The following is an 18629-nucleotide window of genomic DNA, read 5'->3' as shown; positions in this document are numbered from 1 at the left end:
CCGGCGAGCGTTGATTCGACCTCGGCGACCTGGTGGCAGCGGGCGTAGTCGGGCAAACGGCGGATTCCGTTGACGATGACGCGTGCATGGTCCAGTCCGATCTCACCTTCAGCGAGAGCGTGAGCCGTATCGGGTAGATCAGGGGGCATCGTCTCGCCGTACGAACTCCGTCGGTCTTCGACGTTGCGGGCGACTGTGACGCGGGTTTTCGCGTCACGCGGGTCGATGTTGAGCAGCCCCTGCAGCCACACTTGCAGCGATCGGGCGGTGGTCTCGGTGTGAATGGCGCGATGGTCGGCCTCGGCGATGTACTGCAGTTGCTCCCACATCAGTACCCGCATCTCCTTTTCCAGTTCTTGGATGCGGGTGGCGAGTTCAGAATCGGTGCATGACACCGCCGACTGTTGAGGCATGGCCTGCACAGTCGTGTCCTGGGTGTTCAGCAGCGGTGTCATACCTCCATTCTCCTGATTCGAACGCGTGTTCGCATTGTTTTTATGGTCGCTTGATCTGGTGAAACACCCGACCACGGGTCGTGAAAACCACGCCGTGTCAAGGGAAACGGTCACGACACGCCGAAGGCGACCCGCATTCACTACCAAAACCGCCGCGCCGCCATCGGCAAGGCGCACCGCGTCCGGAGACCAGGGCTGATTTCCCGCGAAGTCGCGCCATCCCAACGCGACCGGACCCCTGTAACGGATCACCCCGAAACCAAACCCCCACCAGCCCCAACAAACCCGAAAACGCCCACCCCGCAACGCAAGCCGCCAGCGAGCCAGCCCACTCCGGGCCATCCCCGCGATACAAAGCCGAACCGGGGCTGCGGGTCGGATGTCAAGCCTGAAACCCCGAAGGGGCGGCCGCGAGGCCGGGCTTGACCTCCGGCGCGCAGCCCCCGCAATCCACCCATCGCGGGGATGGCACCAAAAGATGCCGAACCTCTAAAGGTCCGAACCCCACCCCCAACCCACCCTCACCCCCACCCCACCTCAACCGCCCCCCCAAACATCACCCCCCGGGCGAATTGCCCAATCTACTGAAAACGATTATCATCACCGACCGTCGACAAGGAGTCCGGTCGACAGGACGTCCGAAGGGAGACGGAGTGGGCCACCTGCTGTTGGTGGAAAGCTGGGTCGGTGCGATGAGCACGTTGCTGCCGAGGAGCATCAGGGAGGGCGGCAACCGGTTCAGCTTCGTGACCCGCGATCTCCAGCACTACCTCCGGGCCAGATCGGCCCCCGGGCCGCATCCGCTGCTGGGTGCGGACAATCTGCTCACCGTCGAGACCAACGACGTGCCGAACCTGCTGGACCGCTTGGAGCGCCTGCAGCCGGTCCTCGGCTTCGACGGCGTGCTGACCTCCTGCGACTACTACCTGCCAGCGGCCGCGAAAGCCGCCGAACGGCTGGGACTTCCGGGCGCCCCACCGGACGCCGTCGAGCGGGCCTGTTCGAAGGACCTCACCCGCAAGACCCTGCGCGAAGCCGGCGTCCCGGGCCCGGCGTTCGCCCTCGCGGAGACGGCCTCCGGCCTGGAGGAAGCCGCGGAAGCACTGGGATACCCCCTGGTCATCAAGCCGGTCGACCTGTGCGCGGGCATGTTCGTGCGCAGGGTCGACGGGCCCGACCAGCTGCGCGAGGCGCACAACGAGCTGCTGGAGTTCCCGGTGAACGCGCGCGGTCAGCGGCGCAATCCCGTCGTGCTGCTGGAAGAGCTGCTCACGGGCCCCGAGGTGAGCGTGGAGACGGTGACGTTCCGGGGCGAGACCACGGTCGTCGGGGTGACGGACAAGAGCGTCGCCGGGCAGCCCTGGTTCGTCGAGTCCGGACACATGTTCCCGGCGGCGCTGGACGCCGCGACGGCGGAGGCAGTGGCGGACACCGCGGTCGCCGCCGTCGAAGCGCTCGGGCTGGACAACGTCGTCGGGCACACCGAGGTCAAGCTCACCCCGCAGGGCCCCCGAGTGGTGGAGGTGAACCCGCGGCCGGCGGGCAACCAGATCACCGAGCTCATCCGGCGGGTGACCGGCATCGACCTGGCCGCCGTCTACGCCCAGATCGCGCTGGGGGAGAAGCCCGACCTGCACCGAGTCGACACCGGCGCGGCGAGCGCGGCCATCTCGTTCCTGCTCCCGCCCCGGGAGGGGACGATCGCCGAGATCGGCGGGGTTGCGGAGTTGGCGGCCGATCCGGCGGTGGTCGACTGGGTCGTCAAGGACCCCGGGCACCGGGCCGGCGCCGCCACCAGCAACAACAACTACCTCGGGCACGTGATGGTCACCAGCGCCGGCAGCGGGGCGGCGCGCGCCCGCGCCGAGTCGTTGGTCGCCGGGCTGGACGTGCGCTACGCGGAGGCGGGGAAGTGACTCCGCATTCGGTGGCGGACCTGACCGATCAGGTCCTGAGTGGACGTTTCGGTGCGGACGAAGCGCAGGTCAGCGTCGGGTTCCTGACCAAGCAGGGCGTGCGGCACGCGGACCGGGCGCAGTCGTACCGGAACCACGTGCTGAGCCTGCGGGTCGAGGACGCGGTGGGCTCCTGCGCGGTGGAACCGGGGGAGGTGTCCGAAGAGGTCGTCCTCGGCTGCGTCGGGACGCCCGTCCGCGACCTGCTGCGGAGCCCGCTGCCCGCGGTGCGCATCGCGGCGCTGGACGCCTACCTGCAGTGGCTGCGCCCGCACCACGACCACGCCGAGGAAGTCGCCGTCGGGCGGGGCAGCTCGCTGCAGAAGTCGTTGCACCGCGCCGAATCCGTGGTGGACCTGCTGCCGCGGAGCCGGCGGGTGCTGGTCGTCGGCGTCGTCAACTCGCTGCTGCACCACCTCCGCGAGCGCGGGACCGGCTACGTCGCGTGCGATTTCAAGGGCGGCGAGACAGAGTGGGGCGAGCCGATCGCGACCGATGCCGTCGCGGTGCTGGACGGCTGCGATGCCGTGCTGGCGTCCGGCATGGTCGTCGGCAACGGCACGTTCCAGGCGCTGCTCGACCACGCCAGGGCCACGGGCAAGCCGCTGGTCATGTTCGCCCAGTCCGCGAGCGGCATCCTGCCGTGCTTCCTGGGCGGCGGGGTCACCGCCGTCTCGGCGGAGCCGTATCCGTTCTTCTGGCTCGACGGCGGTCCCAGCACCCTCTACCGCTACCGCACGGAGGTGCGCTGATGTGGGGCAATCCCGATCTGCTCGGTCTGCTCCGGGACACCCCGCTGGCACGGGTGAGCGCGCCGCTGCCGCATCGGCAGCCGGGGTTCTGGGCGAAGCTGGAATGCCTGAGCGCGGGCGGGATGAAGGCCCGCGCGGCGGTCTCGATGCTCACCGGGGCCCGGCGCCGCGGCGAGTTGCGGCCGGGTGCGGCGGTGGTCGAGTCGACCAGCGGGACGCTCGGCGTGGGCCTGGCCTTCGCCGGGCAGGCGTTGGGGCATCCGGTGGTGCTGGTCGTGGACAGCGAGCTCGAACCGGCCATGCGGGCGCTGCTCCGGGCGCACGGCGCTCGCCTCGAAGTGGTCGACCGGCCGCATCCCGCCGGTGGTTGGCAGCAGGCCCGGCTGGACCGGGTGCAGCAGGTCCTCCGCGAGCGGCCGGATGCGTTCTGGCCCGATCAGTACAACAACCCGGACAACCCGGCCGGCTACGAGGCGCTGGGGGAGGAGATCGCCCGCCAGATCGACCAGGTGGACGTGCTGGTGTGCAGCGTCGGGACCGGCGGGCACAGCGCCGGCACGATCCGCGCGATCCGGCGCCGGTGGCCGCACGTGCGGTTGATCGGCGTGGACACCCTCGGCTCGACGATCTTCGGGCAGCCGGCCCGGCCCCGCATGATGCGCGGGCTGGGCAGCAGCATCCACCCGCGCAACGTCGCATATGGACAGTTCGACGAGGTGCACTGGGTGGGGCCCGGCGAGGCGGTGCAGGCCTGCCGCACGCTGGCCCGGCACGCGTTCATCACCGGCGGATGGAGCACCGGGGCGGTGGCGCTGGTGTCTGCGTGGGCGGCGCGGGTCGAGCCGAGCGCGCAGGTGGTGACCGTGTTCCCGGACGGTCCGCACCGCTACCTCGGCACGATCTTCGACGATGACTACTGCCGTGCGCGGGGCCTGCTGGACGGGCCGACGGCGTCGCGGCCGGTGGAGATCGCGCACCCCGCGGTGGAAGCGACGGGGTGGACGCGGTGCCGCCTCGTGTCGGATCCGCTGCTGGCGATGGAGGTTCCGGCATGAGGCTGAGCTGGGCGGTGCGGGGCCTCGCGCTGCGCGAGCCGTTCCGCATCTCGCGATCGGTGATGTCCGAGCGGGATGCGGTCGTGGTGGAGATCGAGCACGACGGTGCCGTCGGCCGCGGCGAGGTCGTCACCAGCGCGTACTACGGCTTGACGGTCGAGCGCATCGAGACGGAGCTGGCGGCCGCGCGGGAAGCGCTGGCGGGGGTGCGCGATCTTGGCCGGATCCCGGCGTTCAGCGCGTCGCCCGGAGTGTCGTCGGCATTGGATTCGGCCGTGCACGACCTCGTCGCGACGCTCCGCGGCGTGCCGGTCTTCGAGCTGTTGGGCACGGCGCACTGGCAGCCCGTCCCGACGGCTTGCACGATCGGCATCATGCCCGCGGAGCGCGCCGTGCGGACGGCGCGCGAGCTCACCGGCCGGGGTTTCACGGTGCTCAAGGTGAAGCTCGGGGCGGGGGACGAGCGGCAGGAACTCGCGCGCCTGGCGGCGATTCGCGAGGCCGCGCCGGGCGCCCGCCTGCTGCTGGACCCCAACGGCGCGTGGGAGCCGGAGCAGGCGGTCCGGCTGCTCAAGGCGGTCGCGGAGTTCGCGATCGACGCGGTCGAGCAGCCGATCAAGCCGGGCACGCCGGACCTGCTCGCCGAGGTGGCCGCCCGGTCGCCGGTGCCGGTCATCGCCGACGAGGACGCCGCCACCGCGGCCGATGTGCGGGCCCTGGGTCCGCGGGTGCACGGGGTCAACGTGAAACTGCCGAAGTGCGGCGGAATCCGGGCCGCTCGGGAGATCATCGGCCTCGCCCAGGACAACGGCGTGGACGTGATGCTGGGGTGCTTGGTGTCGAGTTCGCTGGGCATCGCCCCGGCCGTGCACCTCACCGGCTTCGCCCGCTGGGTCGATCTGGACGGCCACCTGCTGCTGGCGCACGACCCGTGGACCGGGATCGGCGGCGACGACGGGGTGCTGCGGATCGCCGGCGATCGCGGATTGGGGGTGCGCCCCGTGGTCTCGTTATGAAGACGTGGCGGCTGATCCGGGGTTTCCCGCCGGCCGTGCAGGTGCTGCTGGTCAACCAGCTCGGCGTCAACGCCGGTTTCTACCTGCTGGTCCCGTACCTGGCGGGGTACCTCGCCCACGACCTGGGTATTTCGGCGGTGCTGGTCGGGGTCGTCCTCGGCGTGCGCAACCTCAGCCAGCAGGGCCTGTTCCTGCTGGGCGGTTCGGCGGCGGACCGGCTGGGCGCGCGGGGCGTCATCGTCGCCGGATGCGCGCTGCGCGCGGTGGGTTTCGGCCTGTTCGCCCTCGGTACGTCGTTCTCGGTGCTGCTGCTGGCATCCGTGCTCAGCGGGCTGGCCGGGGCGTTGTTCAACCCCGCCGTGCGCGCCTACCTCTCGCGGGAGGCGGGTGACCGGGGCGCCGAGGCCTTCTCGCTGTTCAACATCTTCGCCAACGCCGGGGCCCTGCTGGGGCCGTTGCTGGGAAGCGTGCTGATGGTGGTCGGCTTCCGGCTGTCCGCGGTGGTCGCCGCGGTGGTCTTCGCGCTGCTGACCGTCGCGCAGGTCGCGGTCCTGCCGGTCCGCCGCGTCGAGCGGCCCGCGACGTCGGTGCTGGCGGACTGGCGGGGCGTGTTGACCGATCGCCGGTTCCTGGCCTTCACCGGGGCGCTGACCGGCATGTTCGCGCTGCAGAACCAGCTCTACCTGGTGCTGCCGATGCAGGCCGAGCGGCTCACCGGGTCCGCGGCCGCGGTGGCGGTGATCTTCCTTGTCTCCACGGCGGTGACGCTGGCGTCGCAGGTTCGGATCACCGAGCTGGCCCAGCGCAGGTGGAGCCGCGGCCGGGCCATCGGAACCGGGCTGGGGCTGATGGGCGCGGGCTTCGTCGCCACCGCGATCGCCGCGGCCGCGGTCCCGGCGACGCCCCCGGCGGGCGCGGGGGAGACGTTCGCCCGGCTGGCGCCGGTGCTGATCACGGCGTTGTTCCTGGCGGTCGGGGTGATGCTCGCGCAGCCGTTCGTCTACGAGCTGATCCCGTCGTTCGGCGGGCGGGAGCTCGCCGGCACCTACTTCGGCGTCTTCTACCTGATTTCCGGTGTCGCGGCCGCCGCGGGCAATGCGCTGATCGGCTGGCTGACCGACCTCTCCGGCGACGAGTGGGCGTGGCTGCCCCCGGCGCTGTGCGTCCTCATCGGAGGGTGTTCGGCGCTCGCGGTGCTCGTGCTGGATCGCCGCGGCGGCATCGGACCGGACCAGAGAACGGGAGAATCGCAGTGCGCCCCAACATCGTCAGCGCCAACTTCCTGACCGACAACCCGGCCATCTACGAGCAGCGGTTCCCGGATCCCGAGCACCTCGCGGCCCGCTTCGTCGACGACCTGGTGCACCGCTTCGGATCGGGTCGGCGGCTGCTGGACGTGGGCTGCGGCACCGGCCGCGACGCCCGCTGCTGGACCGCGCTCGGCTACCGCGTCACGGGCCTGGACTGCTCGCCGCAGATGGTGGCGCACGCGCAGGAGCACTGCCCGGAGGCGGACTTCCTGGTCGCCGACATGCGGTCGTTCGGGCCCCTGCCGGCGGATTTCGACGTCATCACCTGCCTGGACAGCGCTTTCCTGTACTGCCACGGAAACGACGACGTCGACGCCTTCCTGCGGCGCTGCCACGAGCACCTGCGGCCGGGCGGTCTGCTGATCGCCGAGATGCGCAACGGCGCGTTCTTCCTGGGCAACACCGAGCTGCTCGACGGGGTGCGGGAGCAGGTCGTCGCCTGGGAAGGGGTGGAGTACCGGTCGCGCACCCGGCTGTGGATCGACCACGCGGAGCAGCTCCTGCGCCGGGAACGCCACTGGGACTGGCCGGGGCGGGCCGAGCCGCTGGTCCAGCGCTCGGCGTGGCGGCTGCTGTTCCCGCAGGAAATCCGGTATTTCGCGGCGCGGAACGGGTTTTCGGTCGTCGCGCTGTTCGACGAGCCAGGTCCGCGCGCCGAGACGCCGTGGCGGCGCGATGCGGGGCTGTCCACCCGGCTCAGCGGCGACCGGCTGCACGTGGTGCTGCGCCGCAACGAGTGAGGTGCGCCCCATTGGCAGGCTAGATGAAAATCATTATCGTTGTCGTTGGTCTTGGACCGGGACGCCTTCGAATGGAGAAAACCCCAGCATGCAACACGAATCCAGGCTCGTTCGCGGGCTGAGCCGGCGCGGTTTCCTGGGCCTGACGGCAGCGGGCGCCGCCGCGGCGCTGTCCGGCTGCGCCAGTGGGACGGGCGCCACCGCGGTCGGGCCGCCCCGCCCCGGCGGGCGGTTACGCGCGGCGTTCTCCGGCGGCGGCGCGGCCGAGGTGCTCGACCCGCACGAAACCGACCTCTACATCGAGATCGCCCGCGCCAAGGCGCTGTTCGACAAGCTCGCCGACTACGGCTCGGACATGTCCCCGCAGCCCCGGTTGGCGGAGCGCTGGGAGCCCAGCCAGGACCTGCTCACCTGGCGGATCACCTTGCGGCGGGCGGCATTCCACGACGGGCGGCCGGTGCGCCCGGCCGACGTGCTGGCCAGCTTCGCGCGGATCGTGGAGCCGGGCAGCAGCCGCCGGGCCAAGGCCAGCCTGCAGGTGATCGACCTGCCCGGCAGCCGCGAGCTCGACGACCGCACCGTAGAGTTCCGCCTCAAGCGGCCCTACGCGGAGTTCCCCAACGCGCTCGCCACGCTGGGCGCCTACATCGTCCCGGAGGGCACGCGGGACTTCGACCGGCCGGTGGGTTCCGGACCGTTCCGCTTCGTCTCCTTCCAGCCCGGCCGCAACTTCGTCGCGGCCCGCAACCCCGACTACTGGGACGGCGCGCCGCACCTGGACGAGCTGGAGATCGTCGTGACCAACGACGAGGCGGCGCGGGTCAACGCGCTGCTGGGCGGGCAGGTCGAGTACGCCCACGACCTGACGCCGACCAGCGCCCGCACGCACGAGAACACCGGCCGGGTGCAGGTGCACCGGCTGCCGCTGAGCAACTTCCACGGGCTGGTCATGAAGACCGACCGGCCACCGTTCGACCGGCCCGAGCTGCGCCAGGCGATGTTCCACCTGGTGAACCGGGGCGAGCTGGTCAGGTCGGTGCTGCAGGGCTCCGGGCAGCTCTGCAACGACCTCTACGGCAAGGGCTACCGGTACTACGCCGACGCGCTGCCGCAGCGCGCCCAGGACCTCGACCGGGCCCGCGCCCTGATCAAGCAGGCCGGCGCGGAGGGCCTCGCGATCGACTTCGACACCTCCGACGCCTCGACCGGGCTGAAGGAGGCGGCGCTGGCCATCGCCGACCAGGCCAGGCAGGCCGGGCTGAACCTCAACGTCCGGCTGGGCAACAAGGACACCTACTGGTCCGACATCGCCAAGAACGGGGTGCTCGCCAGCTACCGGTCCGGCGCGATGCCGCTCGAATCGCACGTCTCGCAGCGCCTGCTGACGACCTCGACGACCAACAACACCAAGTGGCAGCGCCCGGACTTCGACGCGCTCTACCACGAGGCGCAGTCCACAGTAGACGATGCCCGCCGAGGGCAGCTGTACTTCCAGATGCAGGACCAGCTGCACCGCGAGGGCGGCTTCCTGTGGTGGGGTGTGTCGGACTGGATCGTCGCATCGGGGCCGAACGTCGGCGGCGTCGACGACCGGGCCCCGGCCAACACGCTGGACTGGGCCCGTTACGACAAGGTGTGGCTGGCGTGACCCACTACGTCCTCCGGCGGATGCTGCTGGGCGTGGTGCAGGTCGTTCTGGTGATGGCCGCGGTGTTCTTCCTGACCGAAGCACTGCCGGGCGACGCGGCCGTCACGATCGCCGGGGACAACCCGGACCCGGCGATCATCGCGCTGCTGCGCGAACAGCTCGGTCTGAACGAGCCCGCGTGGCAGCGCCTCGGCGGGTGGCTGCTCGGCGCGCTGCACGGCGATTTCGGCCGGTCGCTGGTCGGGCCGCGGGCCGTGGCCGACATCATCGGCGCGGCGCTGGGTCCGACGCTTCTGCTGGCCGGGCTGACCCTCGTGCTGCTCGTGCCGCTGTCGGTGGCGCTGGGCATGCTCGCCGCGCACCGCGAAGGCAGCCGGATCGACCGGGTCGTCACCAGCGGCACGCTCGGCCTGTACTCGGCGCCGGAGTTCGCGATGGGCGTGCTGGTGGTGACCGTGTTCGCGGTGCAACTGGGCTGGTTCCCGCCCACCGCGGTCGGATCCGGCTCGCTGCTGGGCGATCCGGCGGTGCTGGTCCTGCCGGTCTTCGTGCTGCTGCTGCGCCCGATCTGCTCGCTGAGCAGGCTGGTGCGCGCGGGCATGATCGACGCGCAGCGGGCCGAGTACGTCCGCCACGTCCGCAGGCTCGGCATCTCGCCGGCCCGCGCCCGCTTCGCGCACGCGCTGCCCAACGCCATCGCTCCCGCGGTGCAGCAGCTGGCCCGGACCGCGGACTGGCTGATCGGCGGCGTGATCGTGATCGAGGCGATCTTCGTCATCCCCGGCCTGGGCACGACGCTGGTCGAGGCGGTCTCGGCGCGGGACCTGCCGGTGATCCAGGGCCTGGCGGTGGTGCTCGCCGGCACCACGGTGCTGGTCAACCTGGCGGCGGACATCGCGGCCCGCGGTCTGGCGCCGGCGTCGGAGGTGGGCCGGTGAACAAGTACCTGTTGCCCGCCGCGCTGGTGGGCGTGCCGGTCCTGCTGGCGCTGTTCGGGCCGCTGTTCGCCACCGGCGACACGGCCAAGGACGTGGCCTTCGCGCTCGGCGGCGGTCACTGGTTCGGCACCGACTTCGTCGGCCGGGACGTGTGGAACGAGGTGCTGCTGGGCGGCCGGTCGCTGGTGCTGACCGCCGCGACCGCGACGGCCTGCACCTACCTGCTGGCGGTCCCGCTGGGCCTGGCGGCGGGCATGACGAAGAGCCGCCTGCTCGACGAGGCGCTGATGCGGCCGCTGGACCTGGTGCTGGCGATCCCGTCGATGCTAATGCTGTTGCTGCTCGCCTCGATCGCCCCCGACGCCCCGTGGGTGCTGATCGGGATCGTCGCGTTGATCAACCTGCCGGACGTGGTGCGGATCAGCCGCGCGTCGGCGCTTTCGCTGGCCAGCGGGCCCGCGGTGGAGGCGATGCGCCTGCAGGGCGAGAGCCGGCTGCGCATCGGCGTCGGCTACGTGGCCCGCGCGATGCGCCGGACGCTCGCCGCGGACCTGGGCACCCGCTTCACCGGGGCGATCTACCTGGTCGCGTCGGCGAGCTTCCTGGGCGTCGGGATCTCGCCGGGCGCCAGCGACTGGGCGGCGATGGTCGACCGCAACCGGACCGGCCTGTTCATCCAGCCGTGGGCGGTGGCGCTGCCCGCACTGCTGATCGTGCTGCTGTCGGTGGGCGTGAACCTGGCGTTCGACCGGTGGCTGCGCGCTCGTTCGACCGCTCTGGAGGCACGTTGACCGTCGTGGAAGTCCGCAACCTCACCGTCGCCGCAGCCGGCCGGGAGATCGTCTCCGGGGTGTCGTTCGCCCTGGCGGCGGGCGAGGTGACCGCGCTGGTCGGCGAGTCCGGGAGCGGGAAGACCACCACGGCCCTGGCGCTGCTCGGCGAACGGCCCGCCGGGGCGAGCGTCACGGGCTCGGTGGAAGTCGCGGGTGTCGGGGTGGATGCCGATCATCCGCCGGAACCCGGCCTCGTCGGCTACATCCCGCAGCATCCGTCGGCGGCGCTGAACCCGGTTCGCCGCATCGGTTCGGTGCTGCACGAGATCGCGCGCCTGCACGTCCGCGCCGGCACCCGCGCGGAGCGCAGGCGGCTGGTGCGGGCGCGGGTGCTCGAAGCGCTCCGCCATGCGCAACTGCTGGACGGTGATGAGCTGCTGCGGCGGTACCCGCACCAGCTTTCCGGCGGGCAGCAGCAACGCGTCGTGCTGGCGCACGAGCTCGTCGGCCGCCCGCGCGTCGTGGTCGCCGACGAACCGACCACCGGCCAGGACGCGGTGACCCGCGCCCGGCTGGCCGGGGAGCTGAGAGCCGTTGCGGCGCAAGGAATCGCGGTCCTGTTGCTGACCCACGACCTGGACCTCGTGCGCGAGCTGGCGCACCGGGTGCTGGTCATGAACGGCGGCGGCATCGTCGAATCCGGCCCGCGACGGGAGGTCCTCGATTCTCCCCGGCACGACTACACGAAGCGCCTGATCGCCGCGCAACCCGGGCGCACCGCCGAGCCCGGCCGCCCTGGAGGAGGGCGACCGCTGGTGACCGTGAGCGCGGTGACCGCGGGCCACGGCCGGGTGGACACGCTGCGCGAGGTGGCGCTGGACATCCGCACGGGCGACAAGCTGGCGGTGGTGGGGCGCTCGGGCAGCGGCAAGACCACGCTCGCGCGCTGCATCGCGGGCCTGCACCCGCACCGCCTCGGCGAGATCCGCTTGGACGGCGATCTGCTGTCTCCCCGGCTCCGCAGGCGCACCCGGGACCAGCTCGCCCGGATCCAGTACGTGTTCCAGGACGTGCGGGCGTCGTTCAACGAGTTCGTCCCGGTCCTCGACCAGGTCGCCCGGACGGCCGAAAGGCTGCGCGGCGCAACGAGTTCGGCGGCGCGCGCCGAGGCGATCGAGGGACTCGCCCGCCTCGGCGTGCCGGAGTCCGGCGCGGCCCGGCTGCCGCGTTCCCTGTCGGGCGGCGAACTCCAGCGCGCGGCCCTGGTCCGCGCCCTGCTCAGCGGGCCGGAGCTGCTGATCTGCGACGAGATCACCTCGGGTCTCGACGCGCTGACCCGGGCCGAGCTGCTCGACCTGCTCAACGGGGTGCACCGGGACACGGGCACGGCGCTGGTGGTCATCACCCACGACCTGGCGGTGGCGACGAGCCTCGCCGACCGGCTCCTGATCATGCACGAGGGGGAGATCGCGGAGCAGGGCGAGACCGAGGCGGTCCTCGCGGCCCCGAAGCACGCGGCCACGAGGGAACTCCTCGACGCGGCGATGCGGAGCCGGGCGCCACTGGGTGGAGGTGTCCATTCGAGTGAACCCGCGAGTTCAGCGAGGGGTAGCATGTCGGCGTGAGCGGAGCGGGCACGACGGCGGCGTCGGGGCGCAGCGCCTCGCGCGGTCGCATCGACAAGCGCCAGGCGATCCTGGACGCGGCGATGCGGGTTTTCGCCCGCGAGGGATACGCGCAGGCCGGGGTGGACGCGATCGCTGCGGAGGCCGGCGTCGCCAAGCCCACCGTGTACAACCACTTCGGCGACAAGGAGAACCTGTTCCGGCAGGCGATCGCCGCCGACGCGGACCGGGCCCTCGCGCGGAACATGGAGGTCGTCGACCAGCTGCGCAGCGAGGGCGACCTGCGGCCGATGCTGGAAGAGGTCGGCTTCCGCCTGCTCCAGTGCCACTGCGACGACCGCTCCTGGGCGTTGCGCCGGTTGCTCTACGCCGAGCTGGGCAGGTTCCCCGACCTGATCGACATCGTCCGGGGCCGAGCGTCGGACCGCGTCACCGAAGCGCTCGCCGACCGGCTCGCCCGGCTCGCGCTGGCGGGTCGCCTGCGCACGTGCGACCCGGCCGAGGCCGCCGAGCAGTTCGCGGCGCTGCTGACCGGCCCGATGGAAGCGCGGGCCCGCCTGGGCACCCGCCAAGTGCCCGACGACGAGCTCCGGACCGTGGCGGCGGCCGCGGTCCGCACCTTCCTGCAGGCCTTCGCGCCGGAATCGGACTAGCCCCGCCGGGCTCAGGTCGCGTGGTCGCGCAGCTGCGTCGCCAGGTCCCGGATGTCGCGGGCGATGACGTCCCAGGCGTCGGTGGCGTGCAGGTCCGTCTGCTGGGTGGGGCCGTACTCCTGCGGCCGCGCCACGAACGCCGTCCGGAACCCGACGCTGCGGGCCGCCGCCAGGTCCTCGTTGTGCGCCGCGCACAGCATGACCCGGTTCGGCGGCAGGTCGAGCAGCCGGGCCGCGCCGAGGTAGGCGTTCGGGTCCGGCTTGTAGGCGCGGATCACGTCGGAGCCGATGATGACGTCCCAGGGCAGCCCGGCGTGCTTGGCCATGTTGGTCAGCAGCGCGAGGTGCCCGTTGGACAGCGGGCCGATGATGAAGTGCCGCTTGAGCTCGGCCAGCCCGGGCACGCTGTCGGGCCAGCCGTCGAGCCGGTGCCAGGCCCGGTTGAGCCACTCCAGGTCGGCCGGCTCGATCCGGTCGACGGGCAGGCCCATCTCCTCCGCCGTCGCGATCAGGTTCTCCCGGTGCAGCTCGTCGAGGTTGACGAACTCCCTGGTGCCGTTGCGGATGGGCTCCATCGAAGGCTGGTAGTGCGCCCGCCACCGGAGCGCGAACTCGGCCGCGTCGACCTCGACGCCGCACCGGAAGGCGATCGCCTCCACGGCGTCGGTCACGCCGGACCGCCAGTCGACCACGGTGCCGAAGGTGTCGAAGAGAACGGCGTCCACGATCCGCTGCGGAGCTGCGGCCATCGCTGGACCTCCCTTTGTCGGGTGGCGCTTCGGGGGCCGAGCCTAGCAAGGTGGCGGGGCAAAATGTAGATCAACTCGGTGAGGTCCGCTCAACAGCACGGTCAATCGGAAAATCCAATGTGGACGTTCCATCAGGTGGACGGGGAAGTGCCGGTCTGCTCGGCGAGCAGGTCGATGACGTCGGCGATGTCCTGCCGGCGGGCGTGCGCCAAGCGCTGGCGGTGGGCCCCGCTGCCGCGTCGCAGCAGCCGGTCGAGGGCGCCAGCCACCAACTGCGTGTCGCCGCTGGCGTCCAGCGCGGGCAGGGCCGTCTTGACCAGCTCGTCCAGCAGCGAGCGCGCGGGCACGAGTTCTCCGGTGCCGTCGAGCCCCTGGCCCTCCAGGCCGTCGTGGGCGGCGCGCCACAGCGCGAGGCGGAGTCGCTCGTCGGGCAGCTCCGGAGCGGGACGGTCTTCGGCGACGTCCTGCAGCGCCACTGCGGCCAGCGCGCGCACCAGGAGCGCCAGCAGCAGTGCTTCGTCCGCCGTGGCGGCCGCGTCCGCCACCCGGATCTCCAATGTGGACAGATGCGGCGCCGGCCGGACGAGCCAGTAGACCATGGCGTGGTCGAGCGCGGCGCCGCTGGCCAGCAGCAGGTCGACGGCGCGCTGGTAGGACGCCGGGTCTCGGTGCACCGGAGGTGGTCCGGCCGATGGCAGCCGGGACCAGACGATCGTCCGCCAGCTGGCGTGCCCGGTGTCCCGGCCGTCGCAGAACGGGGAGTTCGCGGTGAGCGCGAGCAGCGCGGGCAGGTGCGGGCGCAGGTGGTTGGACACGGCCAGGCTGGTGGCCAGGTCGGGCATGCCGACGTGGACGTGGCAACCGGTGGTGGCGTGCGAGTCCAGCAGCAGCCCGAACCGGTCGCCGATTTGCCGGTACCGGGGTTTGTCGGTGATCGGGACTGGATCGGGCATGCCGAGCGGGGAGTAGCCGGTGGAGACCATTCGGAGGTTGCGCCGGCCCGCCGCGGCGACGAGGCTGCGCCGGGCCGAGATCAGGTGGTCGTGCGCCTCGGCCGCGGTGCGGCACACGGGAGTGTTGGCCTCCAGCTGGAAACGGGCGAACTCCGCCGTGAAGTTGCTGGTGGCATCGCTTCCGGTCGCCGGGACCTCGCGCAGGACGTCGGCGGCTCGTGGCGTCGGCCGGCCGGTGCCGGGATCCAGGACCAGGAACTCCTCTTCGATCCCGAACGTTGGGTGCGGCGAGCCGCGATCCATCGAACGCCCCCTTCCGGCTCGGTGGTCCTCGCGAACCGGAGCCAGTTTCGGGCCCGCGGCTGGGTTTGTCACTCGCCCGGAAGTCGTTCGACGGCCCGGATTCACCCCTTCGGCGCCGAGCCATCAAGGTGGTTTCCGCCGTGACCGCGCGGCGCTGCAGCAGGTCACGGCGGTCCATTGTGGATGGTACCAGGCCGGCCCGGTGCGAGTCGGGGTTCAGCACCGGGCCGGGGACTTCTGGAGGTCCGGGGAGAGCTCGCCCGCCAGTCGATCTCCCCGTGGTCCGTCGATGATCGAAGTATGGAGAACCGGCCGCGCGCATTTCAAGCAATTCAAGCAATTCTCCGGATTTCCAACCCGAACGGCCCAGTTGATCACGTCGGTGCATCACCCGGTTCGGCTGTTTGAGTTGCGCGGCGGGCCGACGCTTGACCGAATGCTCGTATTGCACAGACGATGCATGAATCTTCTCGACGAGGAGGAGCACGTGAAGTTGACCTTCCAGGGAACGACGTCGCACGCCGGTACCTGCCCCACGCTGTACAGCACCGACCAGGGAACCTACGTCGTCCAGGGCTACAAGGTCACCGACCCCGAAGCACTCGCCGCGCTCCGCGAACGCGGGCTCCCCGACCACGAGACCGCGGTGGAGGTCCCGGCCGCGTTGCTCGACTTCGTGCCGAAGGCCGCACCGTGAGTTCCTGGGTGTTACCCGGCGCGGAGTTCGACGAACTCCTGCGCTCGTTCGAGCGCCGGGCGTGGCGGTGGGAATGCCAGGGCACCTACCGCCAGCCCGACGAAGCCGAACCCTGGCGTCGCTGGCGGGCGGGCGAGCCGGACGACCTGCGCTGGCTGCGGCCCTGGCTGGACCAGGTCGCGGCCGCGACCCGCGCGGGCCGGCTCGTCTCCCGGGTGCGCGTCTTCGGGGAACCGCCCACCGAGTACCAGCGCTGGCAGCTCGACGTCGGCCCGGCCAACATCGCCGCCGGCGAGGACATCCGGGTGCTACCCCAGGGCGAAGCGGCCGAGCTGGGCCTGCCGACCAGCGACTTCTGGCTCTTCGACGAGACCAGGGTCGCGTTGATGCACTACGAGGACCAGCGATTCGCTGGCACCGAGATCATCGCCAGCCCGCGGGAGGTGGACCGCTACCGGGCCTGGCGGGAGATCGCATGCGATCATGCGATTCCATTGATGGTTTACCTGCACGACCTGCCCCAGAGGAGCCGGTGACGGATTTCGACACACGCCGCCTGGCGTTCGGCGACGCATTGCGTCGGCTGCGCCTGGCGGCCGGGCTGTCCGGGAAACAGCTCGCCGAACTAGCCGGGTGGACGCCGTCCAAGGTCTCGCGGGTGGAGACGGCGAAGCAGTCCGTCTCCGACGCGGACGTGGTCGCCTACTGCCGGTTGACCGGTGCTGCCGACGATGCGGCGGCCGAACTGCGGCAGGAGCTGCGCGAGATCCGCATCGAGGCGGCGAGCTGGAAGCGCCAGCTGCGCACCGGGAATCGCGCCCGGCAGGAGTACGGCCGGCAGCTGGAGGACGGCGCCGAGCGCATCCGGCTGTTCGAGATCGCGCTGGTTCCCGGCCTGGTGCAGACCGCCGAGTACGCCCGGCACGTCTTCGAGGTCGTCGCTGACCTGCACCGGAGCTCGCGGGACATCGCCGAATCGGTCGAGCAGCGGATGGCCCGCCAGAGCGTCCTGTTCAGCCCGCGCACGTCCGTGGAGATCCTCTGCTCCGAAGCCGCGCTGCGGCATCCCATCGCCCCGCCGCAGGTGATGGTCGGCCAGCTCGACCGATTGCTGGCCCTGGCGGGCATGTCCACGACGCGGCTGGCGATCGTGCCGCTGGACGCGCAGCTGACCGTCGTTCCGCTGCACGGCTTCGTCATCATCGACGACCTCGTGCTGGTGGAGACGGTCAACACGGAGATGACCATCGCCGACCCCGACGACCTGGCGCGGTTCCACCGCGTCTTCGACGGCCTGCTGTCCGCTGCGCTGGAGGGCGCCGAGGTCCGCGCCTTGCTGCAGCGGCTCATCGCGCACTACGCGGCGGCCGATCAGCCGTGAGCACCGAGTAGGTCAGCAGGGACAGCAGGGCGAGAGCCGCCGTGATCCACGGCAGCGCGGTGGCGTCGCCCGCCAGATCGAGCGCCGTTCCGCCCAGGTAGGCGCCCGCCGCGAGGGCGACGTTCCAGACGGTGATGGTCAGCGACTGGGCCACGTCGGCGTCCCGCCCCGCGACCCTGGCCGCCGCGGCCGGGAACATCGTCGGCGCGCCGCCGAAAGCCAGGCCCCACAACGCTACCGAGGCGAACAGCACCACCGGCAGTGCCGCGGCCAATCCGATCAGCGCCACCGCGATGCCGATCACCAGTGCCGAGGAGAGGATCAGCAGGCGCAGCCGGCGGTCGATCAGCGCGCCGACGATCCAGATGCCCAGCACCGAGGCGACGCCGAAGACCAGCAGGACGGCGCTGAGCAGCTCCACCCGCCCGGCGGCGGCGAGCACCGGGCCGATGTAGGTGTAGAGGACGTTGTGCCCGAGGACCAGCGCGAACGTGGCGGCCAGCACGGCCGGGAAACCGCGGGTGGCAAGGACTTCCAGGGTGTTCGCGCGTTCCTGCGCCGGTTGTCCGGGCAGCGGCGGGACCTGCCAGAGCACCCAGCCGACCAGCGCCGCGGTGATGAGCGCCATGGCGCCGAAGGCGTACCGCCACCCGATCAGCTCCCCGAGCACCGTCCCGGCCGGGACCCCGATGGCGAACCCGATCGGCGTGCCCACCATCGCGATCGCCAGCGCCCGGCCGGCGCGTTCCGCCGGCACGATCCGCATCGCGTAGCCGGCGATCATCGCCCACATCACCCCGGACACCGCGCCCGCCAGCACCCGCGCCACCAGCGTCAACGGGTACCACGGCGAAATCGCGGTGACGCCGTTGACCACGGCGAACCCGAGGATCAGGCCGAGCAGCAGAGCGCGGCGCGGCAGCCGCCGGGTCAGCGCCGTCAGCGGCACCGAGGTGGCCGCGGTGCTGATCGCGTACACCGACACCAGCTGCCCCGCCTGCGACTCCGAGACCCGCAGATCGGCGCTGATCGGGAGCAGCACTCCGGCGGGCAGCGTCTCGGTCAGGCAGCCGATGAGCACCACGGTGGCGAACGCCGACAGGGCGCCGATCGGCAGTTTCGCGCTCGAACCCGCCGTGCGGGCCTCCACGTCCGAAGTCATGGCCCCACCCTGAAGACCTCACACAAGTGTGAGGTCAAGCGATCCGCCGGTGACGTGGCGCACACCGGATGCCGGGGATAATGGCCGCATGCGGATCGGTGAGCTGGCGGAGCGGACCGGGGTGTCGGTGCGGCTGTTGCGCTACTACGAGGAGCAGGACCTCATCCGGCCGGCCCGGGACGAGCTCGGGCACCGCGCCTACGGCGAGGGCTCGGTGGACCGGGTGCTGAAGATCCGCGGCCTGCTGGAGTCCGGGATCCCGACCCGGATCATCCGCGACATCCTGCCCTGCCTGGACAAGCCCGGCGCCATCCACATGCGCATCGTCGCCCCGGAGATGCTCGCGAACCTGGAGCGGGAGCGGGCGAACATCCAGCGGCGGATCGAGTCGCTGACCGCGAACCGCGACGCGATCGACGACTACCTGACCCAAGCCCGGCCGCGGGTCCGCACCGAGTAGTCCA

At 71.6% G+C, this 18629-nt stretch carries 19 protein-coding genes; 15 read left to right on the top strand and 4 right to left on the bottom strand.

The genetic code is table 11. The features are described 5' to 3' along the window. The coding region (locus tag AC07FN_RS40140) for a DUF222 domain-containing protein (RefSeq protein ID WP_478400371.1) at nucleotides 1-455 on the bottom strand (455 nt) is incomplete at its 3' end. 653 nt (nucleotides 456-1108) lie between these two features. On the opposite strand from AC07FN_RS40140, the gene AC07FN_RS40135 reads away from it, so the two are divergent. The 11 genes from AC07FN_RS40135 (at nucleotide 1109) to AC07FN_RS40085 (ending at nucleotide 12920) form a co-directional block, all read left to right on the top strand. Further along, nucleotides 1109-2371, top strand: a complete 1263-nt coding sequence (locus AC07FN_RS40135) for an ATP-grasp domain-containing protein (protein ID WP_478400370.1) — start codon at nucleotides 1109-1111, stop codon at nucleotides 2369-2371. Next, nucleotides 2368-3162, top strand: coding sequence for a Rossmann-like domain-containing protein (locus AC07FN_RS40130; protein WP_478400369.1), 795 nt, complete (start codon nucleotides 2368-2370; stop codon nucleotides 3160-3162). The genes AC07FN_RS40135 and AC07FN_RS40130 overlap by 4 nt, the downstream gene beginning before the upstream one ends. Next, a complete protein-coding gene (locus tag AC07FN_RS40125) occupies nucleotides 3162-4217 on the top strand; it encodes a PLP-dependent cysteine synthase family protein (protein WP_478400368.1) in 1056 nt (351 codons plus the stop codon). Before AC07FN_RS40130 ends, AC07FN_RS40125 begins: the two co-directional genes overlap by 1 nt. Next, the gene (locus AC07FN_RS40120) at nucleotides 4214-5233 is read left to right on the top strand and encodes a dipeptide epimerase (protein ID WP_478400367.1); all 1020 of its coding nucleotides are present in this window, start codon (nucleotides 4214-4216) and stop codon (nucleotides 5231-5233) included. Before AC07FN_RS40125 ends, AC07FN_RS40120 begins: the two co-directional genes overlap by 4 nt. Then, nucleotides 5230-6519 carry an MFS transporter gene (locus AC07FN_RS40115; protein ID WP_478400366.1) on the top strand — a complete coding sequence of 430 codons (1290 nt, stop codon included), beginning with the start codon at nucleotides 5230-5232 and terminating at the stop codon, nucleotides 6517-6519. Before AC07FN_RS40120 ends, AC07FN_RS40115 begins: the two co-directional genes overlap by 4 nt. Beyond that, nucleotides 6486-7283: a class I SAM-dependent DNA methyltransferase gene (locus AC07FN_RS40110; RefSeq protein ID WP_478400365.1), complete on the top strand. Its 798-nt coding sequence runs from the start codon at nucleotides 6486-6488 to the stop codon at nucleotides 7281-7283. The genes AC07FN_RS40115 and AC07FN_RS40110 overlap by 34 nt, the downstream gene beginning before the upstream one ends. An 88-nt stretch (nucleotides 7284-7371) precedes the next feature. Then, nucleotides 7372-8931 (top strand): ABC transporter substrate-binding protein, encoded by a 1560-nt coding sequence (locus AC07FN_RS40105; protein ID WP_478400364.1) that lies wholly within the window; start codon nucleotides 7372-7374, stop codon nucleotides 8929-8931. Next, nucleotides 8928-9869 carry an ABC transporter permease gene (locus AC07FN_RS40100; protein ID WP_478400363.1) on the top strand — a complete coding sequence of 314 codons (942 nt, stop codon included), beginning with the start codon at nucleotides 8928-8930 and terminating at the stop codon, nucleotides 9867-9869. Before AC07FN_RS40105 ends, AC07FN_RS40100 begins: the two co-directional genes overlap by 4 nt. Further along, a complete protein-coding gene (locus tag AC07FN_RS40095) occupies nucleotides 9866-10660 on the top strand; it encodes an ABC transporter permease (protein WP_358564930.1) in 795 nt (264 codons plus the stop codon). The genes AC07FN_RS40100 and AC07FN_RS40095 overlap by 4 nt, the downstream gene beginning before the upstream one ends. Before the next feature lie 5 nt (nucleotides 10661-10665). Beyond that, nucleotides 10666-12267: an ABC transporter ATP-binding protein gene (locus AC07FN_RS40090; protein ID WP_478400372.1), complete on the top strand. Its 1602-nt coding sequence runs from the start codon at nucleotides 10666-10668 to the stop codon at nucleotides 12265-12267. Then, nucleotides 12264-12920, top strand: coding sequence for a TetR/AcrR family transcriptional regulator (locus tag AC07FN_RS40085; RefSeq protein ID WP_478400362.1), 657 nt, complete (start codon nucleotides 12264-12266; stop codon nucleotides 12918-12920). The genes AC07FN_RS40090 and AC07FN_RS40085 overlap by 4 nt, the downstream gene beginning before the upstream one ends. An 11-nt stretch (nucleotides 12921-12931) precedes the next feature. Here AC07FN_RS40085 and AC07FN_RS40080 read toward each other — a convergent pair whose 3' ends face one another. Together AC07FN_RS40080 and AC07FN_RS40075 are read right to left on the bottom strand one after the other, a co-directional pair. Next, a complete protein-coding gene (locus AC07FN_RS40080; protein ID WP_478400361.1) occupies nucleotides 12932-13669 on the bottom strand; it encodes a haloacid dehalogenase type II in 738 nt (245 codons plus the stop codon). A gap of 131 nt (nucleotides 13670-13800) precedes the next feature. Then, nucleotides 13801-14925, bottom strand: coding sequence for a carboxylate-amine ligase (locus tag AC07FN_RS40075; protein WP_478400360.1), 1125 nt, complete (start codon nucleotides 14923-14925; stop codon nucleotides 13801-13803). A 487-nt stretch (nucleotides 14926-15412) separates the two neighbouring features. Here AC07FN_RS40075 and AC07FN_RS40070 point away from each other — a divergent pair, with 487 nt between their 5' ends. Genes AC07FN_RS40070 through AC07FN_RS40060 form a run of 3 tightly spaced genes read left to right on the top strand, consistent with a single transcriptional unit; the run spans nucleotide 15413 to nucleotide 17003 of the window. Beyond that, nucleotides 15413-15622 carry a hypothetical protein gene (locus tag AC07FN_RS40070; protein WP_044573530.1) on the top strand — a complete coding sequence of 70 codons (210 nt, stop codon included), beginning with the start codon at nucleotides 15413-15415 and terminating at the stop codon, nucleotides 15620-15622. Further along, on the top strand, nucleotides 15619-16158 hold the full coding sequence (locus AC07FN_RS40065; RefSeq protein ID WP_452619184.1) for a DUF6879 family protein: 540 nt from the start codon (nucleotides 15619-15621) through the stop codon (nucleotides 16156-16158). Before AC07FN_RS40070 ends, AC07FN_RS40065 begins: the two co-directional genes overlap by 4 nt. Beyond that, a complete protein-coding gene (locus AC07FN_RS40060; protein ID WP_478400359.1) occupies nucleotides 16155-17003 on the top strand; it encodes a helix-turn-helix domain-containing protein in 849 nt (282 codons plus the stop codon). The genes AC07FN_RS40065 and AC07FN_RS40060 overlap by 4 nt, the downstream gene beginning before the upstream one ends. Here AC07FN_RS40060 and AC07FN_RS40055 read toward each other — a convergent pair. Next, a complete protein-coding gene (locus AC07FN_RS40055) occupies nucleotides 16969-18165 on the bottom strand; it encodes an MFS transporter (protein WP_478400358.1) in 1197 nt (398 codons plus the stop codon). The two genes, AC07FN_RS40060 and AC07FN_RS40055, sit on opposite strands and share 35 nt — an antisense overlap. An 88-nt stretch (nucleotides 18166-18253) precedes the next feature. On the opposite strand from AC07FN_RS40055, the gene AC07FN_RS40050 reads away from it, so the two are divergent. Continuing rightward, the gene (locus AC07FN_RS40050) at nucleotides 18254-18625 is read left to right on the top strand and encodes a MerR family transcriptional regulator (protein WP_452619181.1); all 372 of its coding nucleotides are present in this window, start codon (nucleotides 18254-18256) and stop codon (nucleotides 18623-18625) included. The last annotated feature ends 4 nt before the right edge of the window (nucleotides 18626-18629 follow it).

It is taken from the genome of Saccharopolyspora sp. NPDC045941 (assembly GCF_056431445.1).
Note: the sequence above shows the minus strand (reverse complement) of the source record. Positions and strands in the feature narration are given on the sequence as shown.